Genomic DNA, 12,709 nt, shown 5'->3' with positions numbered 1-12,709 from the left:
AAAGTCTGTTTACTTTGCCTCAATGCTCGACTTCATGCCTTCCGCCGCTTTATCCAGTGTCGCCTTGACGTCTGCGCCATTCCAGATATCATCAAATGCCGGACCCATGTAGTTCCAGAAATATTCCATTTCCGTCCGGTTAGACATCATCTGGCTGTTCTTCATCTGTTTGAAGAAGCCCTGCATAATGGCGTCCTTGCGGATGCTCGGATCATTGTCGATGCCTTCTGCCGCCGGAATAATGCCGGTCATCTGGTTGTCTTTGATCTGCATCTCTTTGGAGGTGATGAAGCTCGCGAAGATCTTCGCCGCGTTCGGATATTTCGAATACGAGCTTACATAGTAGGAAGTGTTGCCCGCCAGCACGATCGGCTCTTTACCACCAGGCATCGCCGGGAGCGGAATGACCTCCACTTTAAACGGCAGCTTGCCGTAATTTCCGATGTTCCAGCTTCCGTCCATATTGATGGCCAGCTTGCCGCTTTCCCACAATCCCGTCTTCACGTCACGGGTAGCGTCTGACAACTTGAGCGGCATAATCTCCCGAAGCGTTTGGAAGAACTTCATCCCTTGAACCGAGCCTTCATTGTTGACGCCGATGTCGTGAGGATCGGTCTCCCCGCTGCCGAATACATAGCCGCCGTAGCCGGTCATGAACGCCACGTCATAGAAAGCATTGCTTCCTTCGAACATAAATCCGTATTTATTGTTCTTAACGTCGTTGTATTTCTTGGAGAACGCGATGATATCGTCCCAGGTGTCGAGCTTGGTGTCTTTGACCAGATCTTTGTTGACATACAGCGAGTACGTGTACACATTGCGCGGATAACCGTACAGGATGCCGTCAATGGTCGATGCGTCCACAGCCATTTTCCGGTTGATGCTCTTCGTTTCTTCTTCAAAATAGTCGTTCGGCAAAACGACGCCCGCTTTGACAGCGCCTCCCAGTCCGTCGTTGTTAATGCCCAACACATCCGCTCCGGTACCAGCCGGGCCGTCCGTCGTCAAACGAGCCACGCTGTCCCAGTAAGCAACATCTTCCACCGTCACCTTGATGCCGTATTTCTTCTCAAACTCGGCGGCCGCATAATTGGTAAAATCGTCCTTGATCGTCCAGAAGGTCAGCTGCGCTCCGGGCTCCGGCGTTAATTCCTCTGTCGCCTCCGCGGTCGCTTCCCCGCCGGCATTCGCCGCGGCATTGCCCGTCTCCGCATTCCCGGAGCCCGGCTTGCCGCCGCAAGCAGCGAGCGCAAACATCAGCATCATACAAAGTGCAAGAAGTCCCAATTTCTTTGCCATTTCCAAATCTCTCCTTATCGCTCAGGTAAAATGTATAAGCATGACATTAGTCAGTCAGCGCCCGGCAGCTTTCTCTTTCAATAATTTCATGGGAAGCACTTTGGATTCGCAGCTTCCGGTCCCTTTCTCCCGGATTTGCTTAAGCAGCATTTGCGCGGACCCGGAACCCAGCTCGTACACCGGCTGGCGTACGGTAGTAATTTTCGGACGGTACGCTCCTGCGATCGGAATATCGTCAAAGCCCATGATCGACACATCCTCGGGAACGCTCAGGCCGCTGTCCTCCGCTGCCCGGATCGCTCCGATGGCGATCATATCACTGACACAGCACACAGCCGTCGGGAGGTCTTCCTTCGCTCTTGCGAACAGCTCCATCCCGCTCTTGTAGCCCGATTCAAGGTTATAGTCCTTGTCAAACACCCAGTCCGGCCGTGCGGTAATACCGTTATCCGCTAAAGCCTGCTTGTAGCCGTCGTACCGCCGGACCGTCTGGTAATAGTCCATCGGACCGCAGAAAAAAGCGATACTGCGGTGACCCAGCCCGATCAGATATTTTGTTGCATCATAGGTAGCCTGGTAATCATCGATGTTGATGCTGGAGAACCGGCCGTCCTTGTCCGTATGGCTGGAGAAGATGACGGGTACATCATTTTTATTGAAAAACTCGATTTGCTCCGGCTTCGGCGCCGAGGTCAGCAGAATAACGCCATCCACATACTTATCACGAAGCAGATTTAAATAATGAAGTTCAACATCCGTATCCCCGTTCGTATTGCAGAGCAGAGTCGTGTAGCCGTGCTGGATGAGTTCCTTTTCAATGCCGCGGACAAACATCGAAATGAATGTATTTGCAACGTCCGGGATCAGTACGCCAATCAGTGTACTCTCCTTCATGATGAGCGTCCGGGCCACGGGATTCGGATTGTAGCCCAGCTCGTCCACCACTTTCATGACCTTCTCCCGTATTTCGGGACTTACCGGTTTGCTGCGGTTCAGCACCCGCGACACTGTGGCAATGGACACATCGGCTAGTCTGGCGACATCCTTGATCGTATAAGACATGCTTTCACCCCCTTGACCTTAATCAGGAAAACCTTTTCCTACTTTTCAAAAAAAGAGAGACTCATCTGGATTGCTTGTTCAAGGCCGGCGACAGGACCGTTCATTTTCAGCAGGTAAACCTTTTCCTGGAAATGAAAACTGTCTTTCTGAATCTTTCATCTGCTTTGCAGCTGTTATTTGCGATTATCATACTATCAGGAATGAATTGATGTCAATATAAATAACACTCTTTAATTTAAATTTTAATTTTTTTCAAAGAAAACGCGTATACAGTAGTAAAATTTGTTATGTTTTATTACATAAATCACTCATCCATCCCAAAAAATGCCGCCCCGCAGCTTGTCTGCAGGACGGCATCCATAAGGGGCAGTAAAGTTATTTTACACTGGTATAGCGGTTGTAAGCATCTGTACGAATCTTCAGCAGCTTCTCCAGTCCCATGTCGTTCAGCTTCTTAATATAGTTGTCCCAGCCCTCATTGATTCCGCCTTTGGTAATAAATTGAGCGCGCATCGTATTTACGTAGGTGTCAATGTCCGTCGTCAGCGTCGGCAGCTCCTGAAACTCTTCCGAAGTATACATAACGTTAGGGAAAGGCGTTGCCACATATTCATTCCCCAGCTTGTCGAGCTGCAGCTTAAGTCCGTCCCCGGTCTTCGGACTGAGCTTGATATTCTGCTCAAAAGAAGGGCTGGCATATTTCGGGCCGAAATCCCGGAGTGACTGTTCCCAGTACCAGGCGTCCGCGCTGGTGCCGGCCGGCGGGTCCATCAGCGAATACGTGCCGTCGTCGTTCTTCTTGATGACCGTTCCGATCGCTCCCCAGAAATTCTGGATACTGGCTTCATTCGTATAGAACTGATCGGCCCAACGGGCGGCTACCTCAGGATTTTTGCAGAATTTCGTAATGAGCAGTTCATTCCGTCTGTAGCTGAGTCCGCTCGGATCTCCAGTCGAATACCGTTTGCCATCCGGTCCGGCGATTGGAGGAATGGTCTCATATTGATCGCTCCATTTGCCAAATACCGCATCGGGTGTCCATTGGTTGGAAAAGCCTACGATTGGTGCGTCCGGATTTTGATGCTTCGCGGATGCCATCGTGCCGTCCTGGGTGAACAGCTCTTTATCGAGCAAGCCTTCGGAATAGAGTTTGTGCACCCACTCCAGTCCAGCTTTGTATTCCTCGCTGGTCGGGAAATATACCGGTTTGCCGTCTTTAATCATCATGCTTGTGGCGTTCAGGTCGGTGATGCCGAAGGGGTTCAGAAAATCCATCGACAGTCCGACCTCACTGTAAGGAATCTCGTCTTTTTTACCGTTCCCGTTCGGGTCTTGCTCTTTAAACGCTTTTAATACGTTGTACAAATCGTCAATGGTGTCCGGGGCCTTTAGCCCCAATTTATCCAGCCAGGCCTTATTAATAACAGGCTGTTGGGCAGTGATGGGACGCGATGGGAGCCTGGCCGGCAAAGAGTAGATCTTTCCGTCGGGAAAGGTGCTGATCTGTTTCATCTCAGGTGTTTCCTGCATGGCCGCTTTCAGATTGGGCATATACTTGTCGATATAATCATCCAGCGGGCGGAAATAGCTTAAATTATTTACGATATCGGAATCAGAGAAGGATTGGTCTCCCAGAATAACTTCCGGAAGCGTGCCGCTGGCCAGCATAATAGACTTCTGTTCGGCCCAGTCGTTGGAGGACATCACCTGCCATTCGATTTTGACGTTTGTATTCTTTTCAAGGTCCTTAAGCCATTGATTCTGCGTGAAGGTGTCCCCCATGCTTCCCCAACGGACGGTCAGAACCTTCAAGGTCACCGGCTTCTTGACAATCGGAAGGCCTTCTTGGTTAAAATCGCCGCTAGCCACTGAGCCGGAGTTCTCTCCCTTGCTGCCGCTGCAGCCAACCATACCTGTAAGCAGGACAGGAACAAGAACCATTGCGGTGATCATTTTCACCCAACTCTTCTTTGTGCTTTTGCCCATTCGTGATTCCCCCTGATTCAATTTAGGATCAATGCTGCTACTCCTTCACGGCTCCGATCATCACCCCTTGGTTGAAGTATTTTTGTACAAACGGATATAGGCACAGGATCGGGACGGTCGCAACGATAATGACGGAATAACGCATCAAATTGGCCAGGCGCAGCGCGATCTGCGCGGCTTCTCCGGTTCCCATGCTGGATTGCATCTGATTGGTGATCAGAATATTGCGCAGGATGAGCTGCAAGGGATACAAATCGGGATTTTTCAAATAAATCAAGGCGTTAAAATACGAATTCCAGTAGCCGACCGCGATCCACAAGCCCAGAACCGCAATAATCGCCTTCGACAACGGCAGAACTACCTGAACAAAATACCGGAGGTTCCCGCATCCGTCGATCTGCGCCGCCTCCCACAAATCTCCGGGAATACTCGACTGAAAGAACGTCCGGGCGACGATAATATCGTAGACGATAACCGAGAAGGGCAGGACCATGACCAGGAACGTATCGTACAGATGAAAATCCCTGACTGTCAGGAAGGTGGGGATCAACCCGCCGTTGAAAAACATCGTGAAGATGAAAAACAAGGAAAGAAATTTGCGCCCGAAAAGGTCCTTTCTTGACAGCGCATAGGCCGCCGAAATATTGACAATTAGCCCGATGGCGGTCCCCACGACCGTATAAAGGATGGTGTTTCGATACCCGATCCAGATGTTCTCATGGCGCAGCAGTTCCCTGTAGCCGTCCATTGTAAACCCTTTCGGAAACAGCCATACCTGTCCATTCGCCACCGCAGACGGATCGCTGAACGACGCAATAATGATAAAAAAGAGCGGGTACATCAGAATCACCAGAAAAATCACTGCAAACGCATACATCGCAATTTCCATCACCGTGTCGGATGAACGGCTGTTTTTTACTTTCCCCATACTTTTGTTGGTCGCGGCTTCCACAAACCCCATCCTGAACTCCTCCCCACTACCACAAGCTGTTTTCGCTGAATTTTTTGGAAATCTGGTTGACCATAATCAATAGAATGAAGTTAATGACGGTATTGAACAAGTTGATGGCCGAGGAAAAGCTGTATTGGCTGCTGAGCAGCCCGATTTTGTACACATAGGTGGAAAGGATTTCACTTGAGGTGATATTCAGGTCATTCTGCATCAGATACACCTTTTCAAAACCGACCCCAAGCAGCCCGCCGACCCGCAGAATAAGCAGCGTTATCGCTGTCGGCATAAGCATGGGAATATCGATATAGCGGATTTTGTGAAAGCGGCTCGCTCCGTCCACGGTTGCCGCCTCATAAAGACTGGGATCGACTGCCGAAAGCGCGGCGATATAAATAATGCTGTCCCACCCGACATGCTGCCACACATCCGACCAGACATACACGCTGCTGAATAAACCGGCGGAGCCCATCAAATCGGGAGCTTCTCCCCCGAACAGCTGATACAGACTGCCGAGCAAACCGGTGCTGGGGGAAAATAAAATCATCATCAGTCCCACCATAACGACCGTCGAGATAAAATGCGGCATATACGATACCGTCTGGAAAAACCGCCGAAACCGGTTGGGCCTCATCTGATTAACCATCAGAGCCAGCAGGATCGGAATCGGAAAAGTAATCAGGCTGTACACGCTGATGACAAGCGTATTCTTGATCGTCGTCGTAAATTGATAGGAATGAAAGAATTTCTCGAAATACTTGAACCCGGCCCATGGGCTGCCGGTAATTCCCGAAGCCGGACTGTAATCCTTGAAGGCAATAATCACCCCGTACATCGGTTTGTAGGCGAATAATAGCGTGAGCACCACAGCGGGAAGCAGCAGCAGATAGAGTCCCCAGTTCCGTCTTATCTGTCCGATTGTCCGCCCCGGAGCAAATTGACCGGCTCGCATGACATCCCCTCCTTTTCTTCTTGAATCTGTCTGAACCTTTGAACACCTTTAGTATACCTTTCTCATTTCCCATATACTGGACTTCATAAGACGGGTATTCGGACCTTTGAAGACCGTTATTATGAAGTTTGGAAGACCGGCCTCCCCTTCTTAGCAGGAAAAGTTGACGGTATTCCGACTTTTGTATGCGCTTTCCGGACTTTGAGGCAAAACGGTGCCGTTATCATATGTTTTTTCTCATAAAGGTTTTATAATAGATCTGCCCCCCATAAAATAAAACGCATTCAATAAAGGAAACTCGCGGAAAGGATGCGGCTCTTAAGGCCTATGGGAAAAAAAACTGGAAACAAGCCTTATCCCATCAAGCATTATGTAAAAATTATGATTATCATTTCTTTCTCTGTGCTTGTGCTGGACTTTATCATCAGCTTTGCTTCCATTTTCATCGTCAAGCAGCAGTCAACGCGGTATTTGCAGGATACGGCCGACCTCTATATTAATCGGATCAATCATGATTTTGCTTACATCAATCACTACATGGGCTGGACGCTGGCGAACGACGAAAGCCTGAACATGATGAATGCCTACGGCATGAACAGCACTCCGTTCATAAAAGCTAACGAAAATCTGTACAAACGGTTTACCGAGCTGCAAAAAAATTACGGCCTGGAATACAACTTCTTCTTCTACTTGAAGAATCAGTCCTTTTTTCTGAACTGCGCACCAATGAGCATTTCCTATACGGATTACCGCAATCTGAAAGATCAAATGGTTTCCTACATAGAGGACAAGAACCTGTTCGAGAAATTTTATTCCAAATGGACGCCTATTTCTGCCGGGGGCAAGTATTATGTTATCAACATTGTGCCTTACTACAACCGTTATTTGATCGCCCTCATTTCCGCGGATGACCTGATCCGGCCTCTACGTCAGATTAATCTTGGAAAGAACGGCTATGCGTCGCTTGTGGATATACAGGGAAGAACCTTGTCCACTCCAATATCCGGGAGCCTGTCAGCGCATGCAGAAAGCCCGGCATCCTCTGTGCTGAATTTCCTTCGGTCCGGAAGGGTCGTCACCAACGAATTCTCCAACTCGACGTTCAGCGTCAAGATGGTCATCAAGTTCGGGGCGTTTGAGAAGATCGTCATTGCTCAGCTGCTGATTATGCTGATGTTCTTCATCGTCGTGTTTGTGCTAAGCGCCGTCATGCTGTTATTCCGAAAAAGAGTTCTCGGCCCGATCCGAAGCTTCTCGCGAAATTTAGCTCGGATTAACGAAGGCGAAGCACCTGCGGATATTAAAACCGGCAGAATCATTGAGCTAGAACGGGCGAACGCGCAGTTCAAAGATCTGGTTGAGCAAATCAAAACCTATAAAATCGCCATGTACGAGCAGGAGCTGGAGAAGCAGCGAATACGGCTGGATTACATGAAGCTGCAGATCAAGCCTCATTTTTTCCTGAACTGCCTGACGAGCATTTACAGCATGGCCCAAATTCAAATGTACGAGGAAATCGAGAATATGGCGATGTCGACCTCCAAGTATTTCCGGTATATTTTTCAAAGCGGCGAGAACTTTGTCCGTCTGGAGGATGAAATCGAACATGTCCGCACGTATCTGGATATTCAAAAATCGCGCTACCAGGGCGCCTTCAGCTACCGCATCGAGCAGTCGGAAGATACGATTGGCACCATGGTCCCGCCGCTAATGCTGCAGACCTTTATTGAGAATTCCGTCAAATATGCCGTTTCGAGAGACCGCGAGCTGCAGATTACACTGACAGTGTTCAAGCGGATATCGACGGCTGAGGAAGAAATGACGATCATCGAGATTACCGATACCGGCCCGGGATTTCCGCCGGACATTCTGGAGAAATTGGCGAATGGCGAGCCGTTCGTTCAAACCGGCGGCAGCCGGATCGGCATCATGAATGTCCTGCAGCGGCTGAACCTTCTTTACCGCCAGAAGGCGAATGTCGAATTTGCCAACGGTGCGGACGGCGGCGCTTGCGTTACGATATCCCTCCCTTTCATTAACACCGACTCATGAACAGCCAAAAGAGGTGTGATCCATGAACATTTTGCTGGTGGACGATGATTATTTTGTCATAACGGCTCTGGAGAAAAAAATAGACTGGAAAGCATTATCCATCGAAAATATTTATACCGCTTACAATGTGGCGCAAGCCCGAGAGATTCTGCTGCAGCACCCGGTGCAAATCGTCATCTGCGATATCGAGATGCCCCAGGGAAGCGGGCTTGAGCTGCTGGCCTGGATTCGGGAGGAGCATTACAGCGTTCAGGCCATCATCCTGACCAATTATGCCGATTTCAACTATGCCCAAAAAGCGATCGAGCTGCAAAGCTTCGATTATTTCCTGAAGCCGATCGAGTTCGACAAATTGACGCTCATCATTCAGAAAGCCGTTGCCAAGGCGAAAGAGCAGCAAAGCAATGAAAGGGCCATACACGAAGGGCATTTGTGGCAGAAGAACCGGAAGACCCTGCTCGAGGATTTCTGGCGCAGACTGATCCTGGGGAAAGACTTTCCGTCAAGCCCTTCTTCGTTCGCCGCTTTCGTGGAGCAGCAGAATCTCCCCTATCAAGCGGAAGATCGCTTTCTTCCCGTTCTGGTCAATCTGTTTCCCTATGACAAATGCTTGGGCGACGACGATAAAAGCCTGTTCGATTACGCGCTGCTAAATGTAATGTATGAGCTGTTCCAGGACTCCGGCTTCTCGGTCGAGGCGATTACGGAATTCAAGGAATATAACTGGATGGTGATCCTGAAATGGAATCATGCCCCCGATCCCCGGATTATTGAACGCATTTGTGCTTCTTTTATCGGGCAGGCAGGCAAGTATCTCAAATGCGATGCCAGCTGCAATATCGCCGAATCCCGCACGCTTGAACACATCCGTAAAGCGATCAAAGACCTTCTGAAGTTGAACGACGAGATGATCAAGCACCGCAACCGGATCTTTTGGCTGGAACAGTATCACCGCCCGGAGGCCGTATATTCACCGCCCGACCTCAGTTTGCTTGAGCAACTGCTGAATGAGAACGCTTATGACGCTTTTTTGAAAGAAACTGGAGATTATCTGCACAAGCTTAATCAAGGTCAAGTCCTGAACATGTCACTCCTGAGCCTGCTCCGGCTCGATATTGCCCAGCTTGTCTATGCCCATTTGAAGAGCAAAGAAATTGAGGCGCACAAATTGTATACTGGAAGAACCGGAGATCAATTGTTCGTGCAGTCGCTGAATTCCATAGAAGATATGCAAAAATACATTGGCTATTTGGTAAGCACCGCAGCGGATTATCGTCAATTTACCGAGCAGCCCAAATCGGTCGTCCATGAAATCAAGCATTACATCCATACCCACTGCGGCGATGATTTGTCCAGAATGAGTCTGGCGGAGACCGTCTATCTCAATCCGGATTATCTGGCAAGACTGTTCAAAAAAGAAACGGGTATTTCGCTCGGAAACTATATCATTCAGGCACGGATTTCGGCGGCCAAGCATCTGCTTGAAACGACTCAACTGTCGGTCTATGCGATCGCAAGCAAGGTCGGGTACGCCAATTATTCGCATTTTTCCAAGCTGTTCAAACAAGAGGCCGGATGTAGTCCGAATGAATACCGGAAAAGCCGGAAGGAGATGGCGCCTGTACCTCCGGTATAACTCGAAACTAATTAAGGACGTGATGACTATGCATTTTCTGGATATTGAGGAGTGGAAGCCTGAACAGATCCAAGAAATTTTTAACCTGGCCGACCGGCTTTGTCAGAACCGGGAACAACCCCTTCTTCTGGGAAAAACGTTCATTTTATTTTTTCCCGAATCGAGTCTTCGCACGAGAGTAAGCTTTGAAAAAGGCATCCGCGATCTGCGGGGAGAGTATATTTGCATTTCCCCTGAAGCTCTGAATAAGCGTGAACAGCTCGCCGATGTCATTAGCTATATGGCGAACTGGGCCGATGCGGCCGTAGTCCGGCATCCGAACCTTCATAAACTCAGGGAACTGTCACGGGGTGCTTCAATTCCTGTCATCAATGCGATGACTTCGGAGAACCATCCGTGCGAAATCATGTCCGACCTATATGCCATCAGCAGACGAAGGCCGGATTACAAGGATTTGGTCTATACCTTTGTGGGCCCGGCGGGCAACATCAGCCGAACATGGATGAGCATGGCGAGGATGATGAACCTAAACTTCCACCATGTCTGCACCGAGGGAAATTCGCTTGGACCGGAGACCGCCAACTACATGTTTCATACCCGTTTAGAGGAGATTTTGCCGCAGAGCGACATCCTGCTGACCGACTCTTTACCGGAGGAATACCGTACGGCCGAATACATAGGGAAATACCAACTGGATTTGCAGCGTTTGCAGATGGCGAGGCCCGGTGCGCTGCTCAATCCATGCCCACCATTTTTCCGAGGGGAAGAGGTCGCAGCGGATGCCATAAGCTCGGATTATTTTGTCGGGTATGAATTTAAAAAATGCCTTCTGTTCGTCCAGCAGGCTATTATGCTGTACTGCTTATTTCACTCGGAGCGGGCAGTTGTCTTGGAAAAATAAAGTATTAAACTGACACACCAAAACGAAAGAGCCTCGTGGTGGGAGTCATAGGAAATGAAACGAGTGTCAATGCAGCATCCGATACAAATGGGAGTTTCGAGAACACGCTTCCTATTACGGGAATCCCGGTTGGTACAACCATTTGAATTTCAGCGACTGATGGTAGGCCCGGCAGCACCGACCTCACCGGATTTCTATGGAGCAATACCGTCCCGATTACGTACCTCTCATATTAAAAAACCATTTTCGAACAAGGAGCTGTCCCAAGTAGATTTTTTACTCCAGTGGCAGCTAAACCATATGAAGATTACAAGAAGAATTAAGCCGGGCCGCGATTCTCCCTGTTATTGGAGAATCGCGGCCCGACGTTTTTGGTCTACAGTGACTTGATCTTCCTTCATCCTCATGAACGTGGCATCCGTATCGGTCTTGCTGAAGCTGTTCCGGTCACCGAGCAGGGCTTGGTATTGCTTGTACTTCGGCAGCCGGGGAAGCAAATCTTACTTTCCCGGACAGCTTTGGCGATTTGCCGAGAGGAATACATCCGCAAGGGCGGTTTCTTTGTTTGTTTTTAAATGAATGAAGAGACGCTTTACGCTTAATGCAGCGGAGAGGACGGAACGATTGTGGAAAAGCGGTAGCGTTCGCCTTTGTGTCCGGATTTTCACCGCCAAGGAGATTAATAAAATCTGGACACAACAGCGATTGGAACAACGGTCCGTTCGCGGAGCGTCCTCACGAAGTGCCTAAGTAAATCTTAATCCAAGAGTGTCCCAGCATTTCATGGCTTTGGGACACCCCCTTGTTTGGTTCCGTTAAACTACCCCAGCCCGTTCGAAACACCGCTGTTCAGTCTACAACTTTATTTTTTCCCAATCCTTTCCCAGCCTTCGAGCAATTGGCCAGTCGCCCAATCCAGATAACCGCTGTTATCGTATTTGCGTGAGTAATACTCGATAACGGCAATCAAATTGAAATAGAGATCATACAGCTCTTTGCGCGCTTGTACGCCGGGAGTGCCGAATATACTTGTGTCATACCCCTCGCGGAAGCCTTGCGAATCTATAAATGAACGAAAATAATGCTCCATCAACGGATCACCCCACAGCGCCCGCTCCCAATCGATCAGCGACGTAATTTGACCATCGGCAACAAAAATATTGCCGTCCCACAAATCCCAATGCACCAGCCTCGGCTCTATCACTTCATCAAGCGCGGGCAGCAAGGTATCAATCCCCTGCTCCAACTCTGTCCGGTCAATCGGCAGCGAAGCGCCCAGCCGCACCGCATCGTCCAGCACATCGCCGATCAATCCGGCGAAGGTTTCCCGCCATTTTCCCTTCGTTATCTCGGGCGCATGGTTGAACAAACCGAACTGTTCGCCTCGCACTTCGTTGATCCGCCGATTATAACGGCCAAGCTCCCGTTCAATTTCCGCTCTCTCGCCCGCTGTCATCTCTTCCCGGACTTCGTTGTATGGCCTGCCTTTGACTTTCTCCATGAAGAAATATTCATGCGGAAGGACGGACCGGCTGTCATCATAAGCGTACACTTCGGGAACCGGCGCGATACCGGACGCCTTTACTAATCGAAGCGCTTCCACTTCGGCGCGCATAATGTTCCGCTCATAGCTGAGCATTTCAACCATGTCCGATGGAGCGATCTTCAGGATCGCCTCTCTCCCGTCAGCAAGAGCAAGCTCATATGCAGTATTGAAAAATCCGCCAGTCAGCTCCCTCGTACTCAAGATTACTGTGCCAACGCCAAAGGCTGCTTGGGCAAGCCTTCCTTGCTCTTCTTCCGTCAATTTCGATTTCGTGCCGACTTCCATACTCCACCGCCATTCCCTTTTAATTTACAATTTATAGAATT

Annotated in this window: 10 protein-coding genes; 3 read left to right on the top strand and 7 right to left on the bottom strand. The window is 49.5% G+C overall.

The window, feature by feature from the left end:
• Nucleotides 1–9: 9 nt before the first annotated feature.
• From PSAB_RS11675 to PSAB_RS11655, 5 genes are all read right to left on the bottom strand, one after another.
• Entirely contained in the window at nucleotides 10–1,299 is a 1,290-nt protein-coding gene (locus PSAB_RS11675; RefSeq protein ID WP_051529759.1) for a sugar ABC transporter substrate-binding protein, read from the bottom strand.
• Between the two features lie 54 nt (nucleotides 1,300–1,353).
• Complete coding sequence (locus PSAB_RS11670; protein ID WP_025334762.1) at nucleotides 1,354–2,361, bottom strand: LacI family DNA-binding transcriptional regulator; 1,008 nt, start codon at nucleotides 2,359–2,361, stop codon at nucleotides 1,354–1,356.
• 375 nt (nucleotides 2,362–2,736) lie between these two features.
• Nucleotides 2,737–4,347 carry an extracellular solute-binding protein gene (locus tag PSAB_RS11665; protein WP_025334761.1) on the bottom strand — a complete coding sequence of 537 codons (1,611 nt, stop codon included), beginning with the start codon at nucleotides 4,345–4,347 and terminating at the stop codon, nucleotides 2,737–2,739.
• Nucleotides 4,348–4,384: 37 nt separating this feature from the next.
• Complete coding sequence (locus PSAB_RS11660; RefSeq protein WP_025334760.1) at nucleotides 4,385–5,308, bottom strand: carbohydrate ABC transporter permease; 924 nt, start codon at nucleotides 5,306–5,308, stop codon at nucleotides 4,385–4,387.
• Between the two features lie 16 nt (nucleotides 5,309–5,324).
• The gene (locus PSAB_RS11655; protein WP_025334759.1) at nucleotides 5,325–6,248 is read right to left on the bottom strand and encodes an ABC transporter permease; all 924 of its coding nucleotides are present in this window, start codon (nucleotides 6,246–6,248) and stop codon (nucleotides 5,325–5,327) included.
• Between the two features lie 327 nt (nucleotides 6,249–6,575).
• Between PSAB_RS11655 and PSAB_RS11650 the strand changes: the two genes are divergently transcribed.
• Genes PSAB_RS11650 through PSAB_RS11640 form a run of 3 tightly spaced genes read left to right on the top strand, consistent with a single transcriptional unit; the run spans nucleotide 6,576 to nucleotide 10,837 of the window.
• Complete coding sequence (locus tag PSAB_RS11650) at nucleotides 6,576–8,300, top strand: sensor histidine kinase (protein ID WP_025334758.1); 1,725 nt, start codon at nucleotides 6,576–6,578, stop codon at nucleotides 8,298–8,300.
• 22 nt (nucleotides 8,301–8,322) lie between these two features.
• A complete protein-coding gene (locus tag PSAB_RS11645) occupies nucleotides 8,323–9,936 on the top strand; it encodes a helix-turn-helix domain-containing protein (protein ID WP_025334757.1) in 1,614 nt (537 codons plus the stop codon).
• Nucleotides 9,937–9,964: 28 nt separating this feature from the next.
• On the top strand, nucleotides 9,965–10,837 hold the full coding sequence (locus PSAB_RS11640; RefSeq protein WP_025334756.1) for an ornithine carbamoyltransferase: 873 nt from the start codon (nucleotides 9,965–9,967) through the stop codon (nucleotides 10,835–10,837).
• Nucleotides 10,838–11,181: 344 nt separating this feature from the next.
• On the opposite strand, the gene PSAB_RS25780 is transcribed toward PSAB_RS11640, so the two are convergent.
• Nucleotides 11,182–11,334, bottom strand: coding sequence for a hypothetical protein (locus PSAB_RS25780; RefSeq protein WP_158442587.1), 153 nt, complete (start codon nucleotides 11,332–11,334; stop codon nucleotides 11,182–11,184).
• Nucleotides 11,335–11,699: 365 nt separating this feature from the next.
• Nucleotides 11,700–12,668 carry a phosphotransferase family protein gene (locus PSAB_RS11630; RefSeq protein WP_025334755.1) on the bottom strand — a complete coding sequence of 323 codons (969 nt, stop codon included), beginning with the start codon at nucleotides 12,666–12,668 and terminating at the stop codon, nucleotides 11,700–11,702.
• Between the last annotated feature and the right edge of the window lie 41 nt (nucleotides 12,669–12,709).

The organism is Paenibacillus sabinae T27 (assembly GCF_000612505.1).
GTDB classification, from domain to species: Bacteria; Bacillota; Bacilli; order Paenibacillales; family Paenibacillaceae; genus Paenibacillus_AQ; species Paenibacillus_AQ sabinae.
The sequence above is the reverse complement of the archived record's forward strand: the minus strand, read 5'-3'. Positions and strand labels throughout refer to the sequence as shown.

Bases quoted from the DNA above. Each gene is read 5' to 3' on its own strand.
- PSAB_RS11670 (WP_025334762.1), bottom strand. From the start codon at position 2,361: ATGTCTTATACGATCAAGGATGTCGCCAGACTAGCCGATGTGTCCATT.
- PSAB_RS11645 (WP_025334757.1), top strand. From the start codon at position 8,323: ATGAACATTTTGCTGGTGGACGATGATTATTTTGTCATAACGGCTCTG.
- PSAB_RS11660 (WP_025334760.1), bottom strand. From the start codon at position 5,308: ATGGGGTTTGTGGAAGCCGCGACCAACAAAAGTATGGGGAAAGTAAAA.
- PSAB_RS11630 (WP_025334755.1), bottom strand. From the start codon at position 12,668: ATGGAAGTCGGCACGAAATCGAAATTGACGGAAGAAGAGCAAGGAAGG.
- PSAB_RS11665 (WP_025334761.1), bottom strand. From the start codon at position 4,347: ATGGGCAAAAGCACAAAGAAGAGTTGGGTGAAAATGATCACCGCAATG.
- PSAB_RS11640 (WP_025334756.1), top strand. From the start codon at position 9,965: ATGCATTTTCTGGATATTGAGGAGTGGAAGCCTGAACAGATCCAAGAA.
- PSAB_RS11675 (WP_051529759.1), bottom strand. From the start codon at position 1,299: ATGGCAAAGAAATTGGGACTTCTTGCACTTTGTATGATGCTGATGTTT.
- PSAB_RS11655 (WP_025334759.1), bottom strand. From the start codon at position 6,248: ATGCGAGCCGGTCAATTTGCTCCGGGGCGGACAATCGGACAGATAAGA.
- PSAB_RS11650 (WP_025334758.1), top strand. From the start codon at position 6,576: ATGGGAAAAAAAACTGGAAACAAGCCTTATCCCATCAAGCATTATGTA.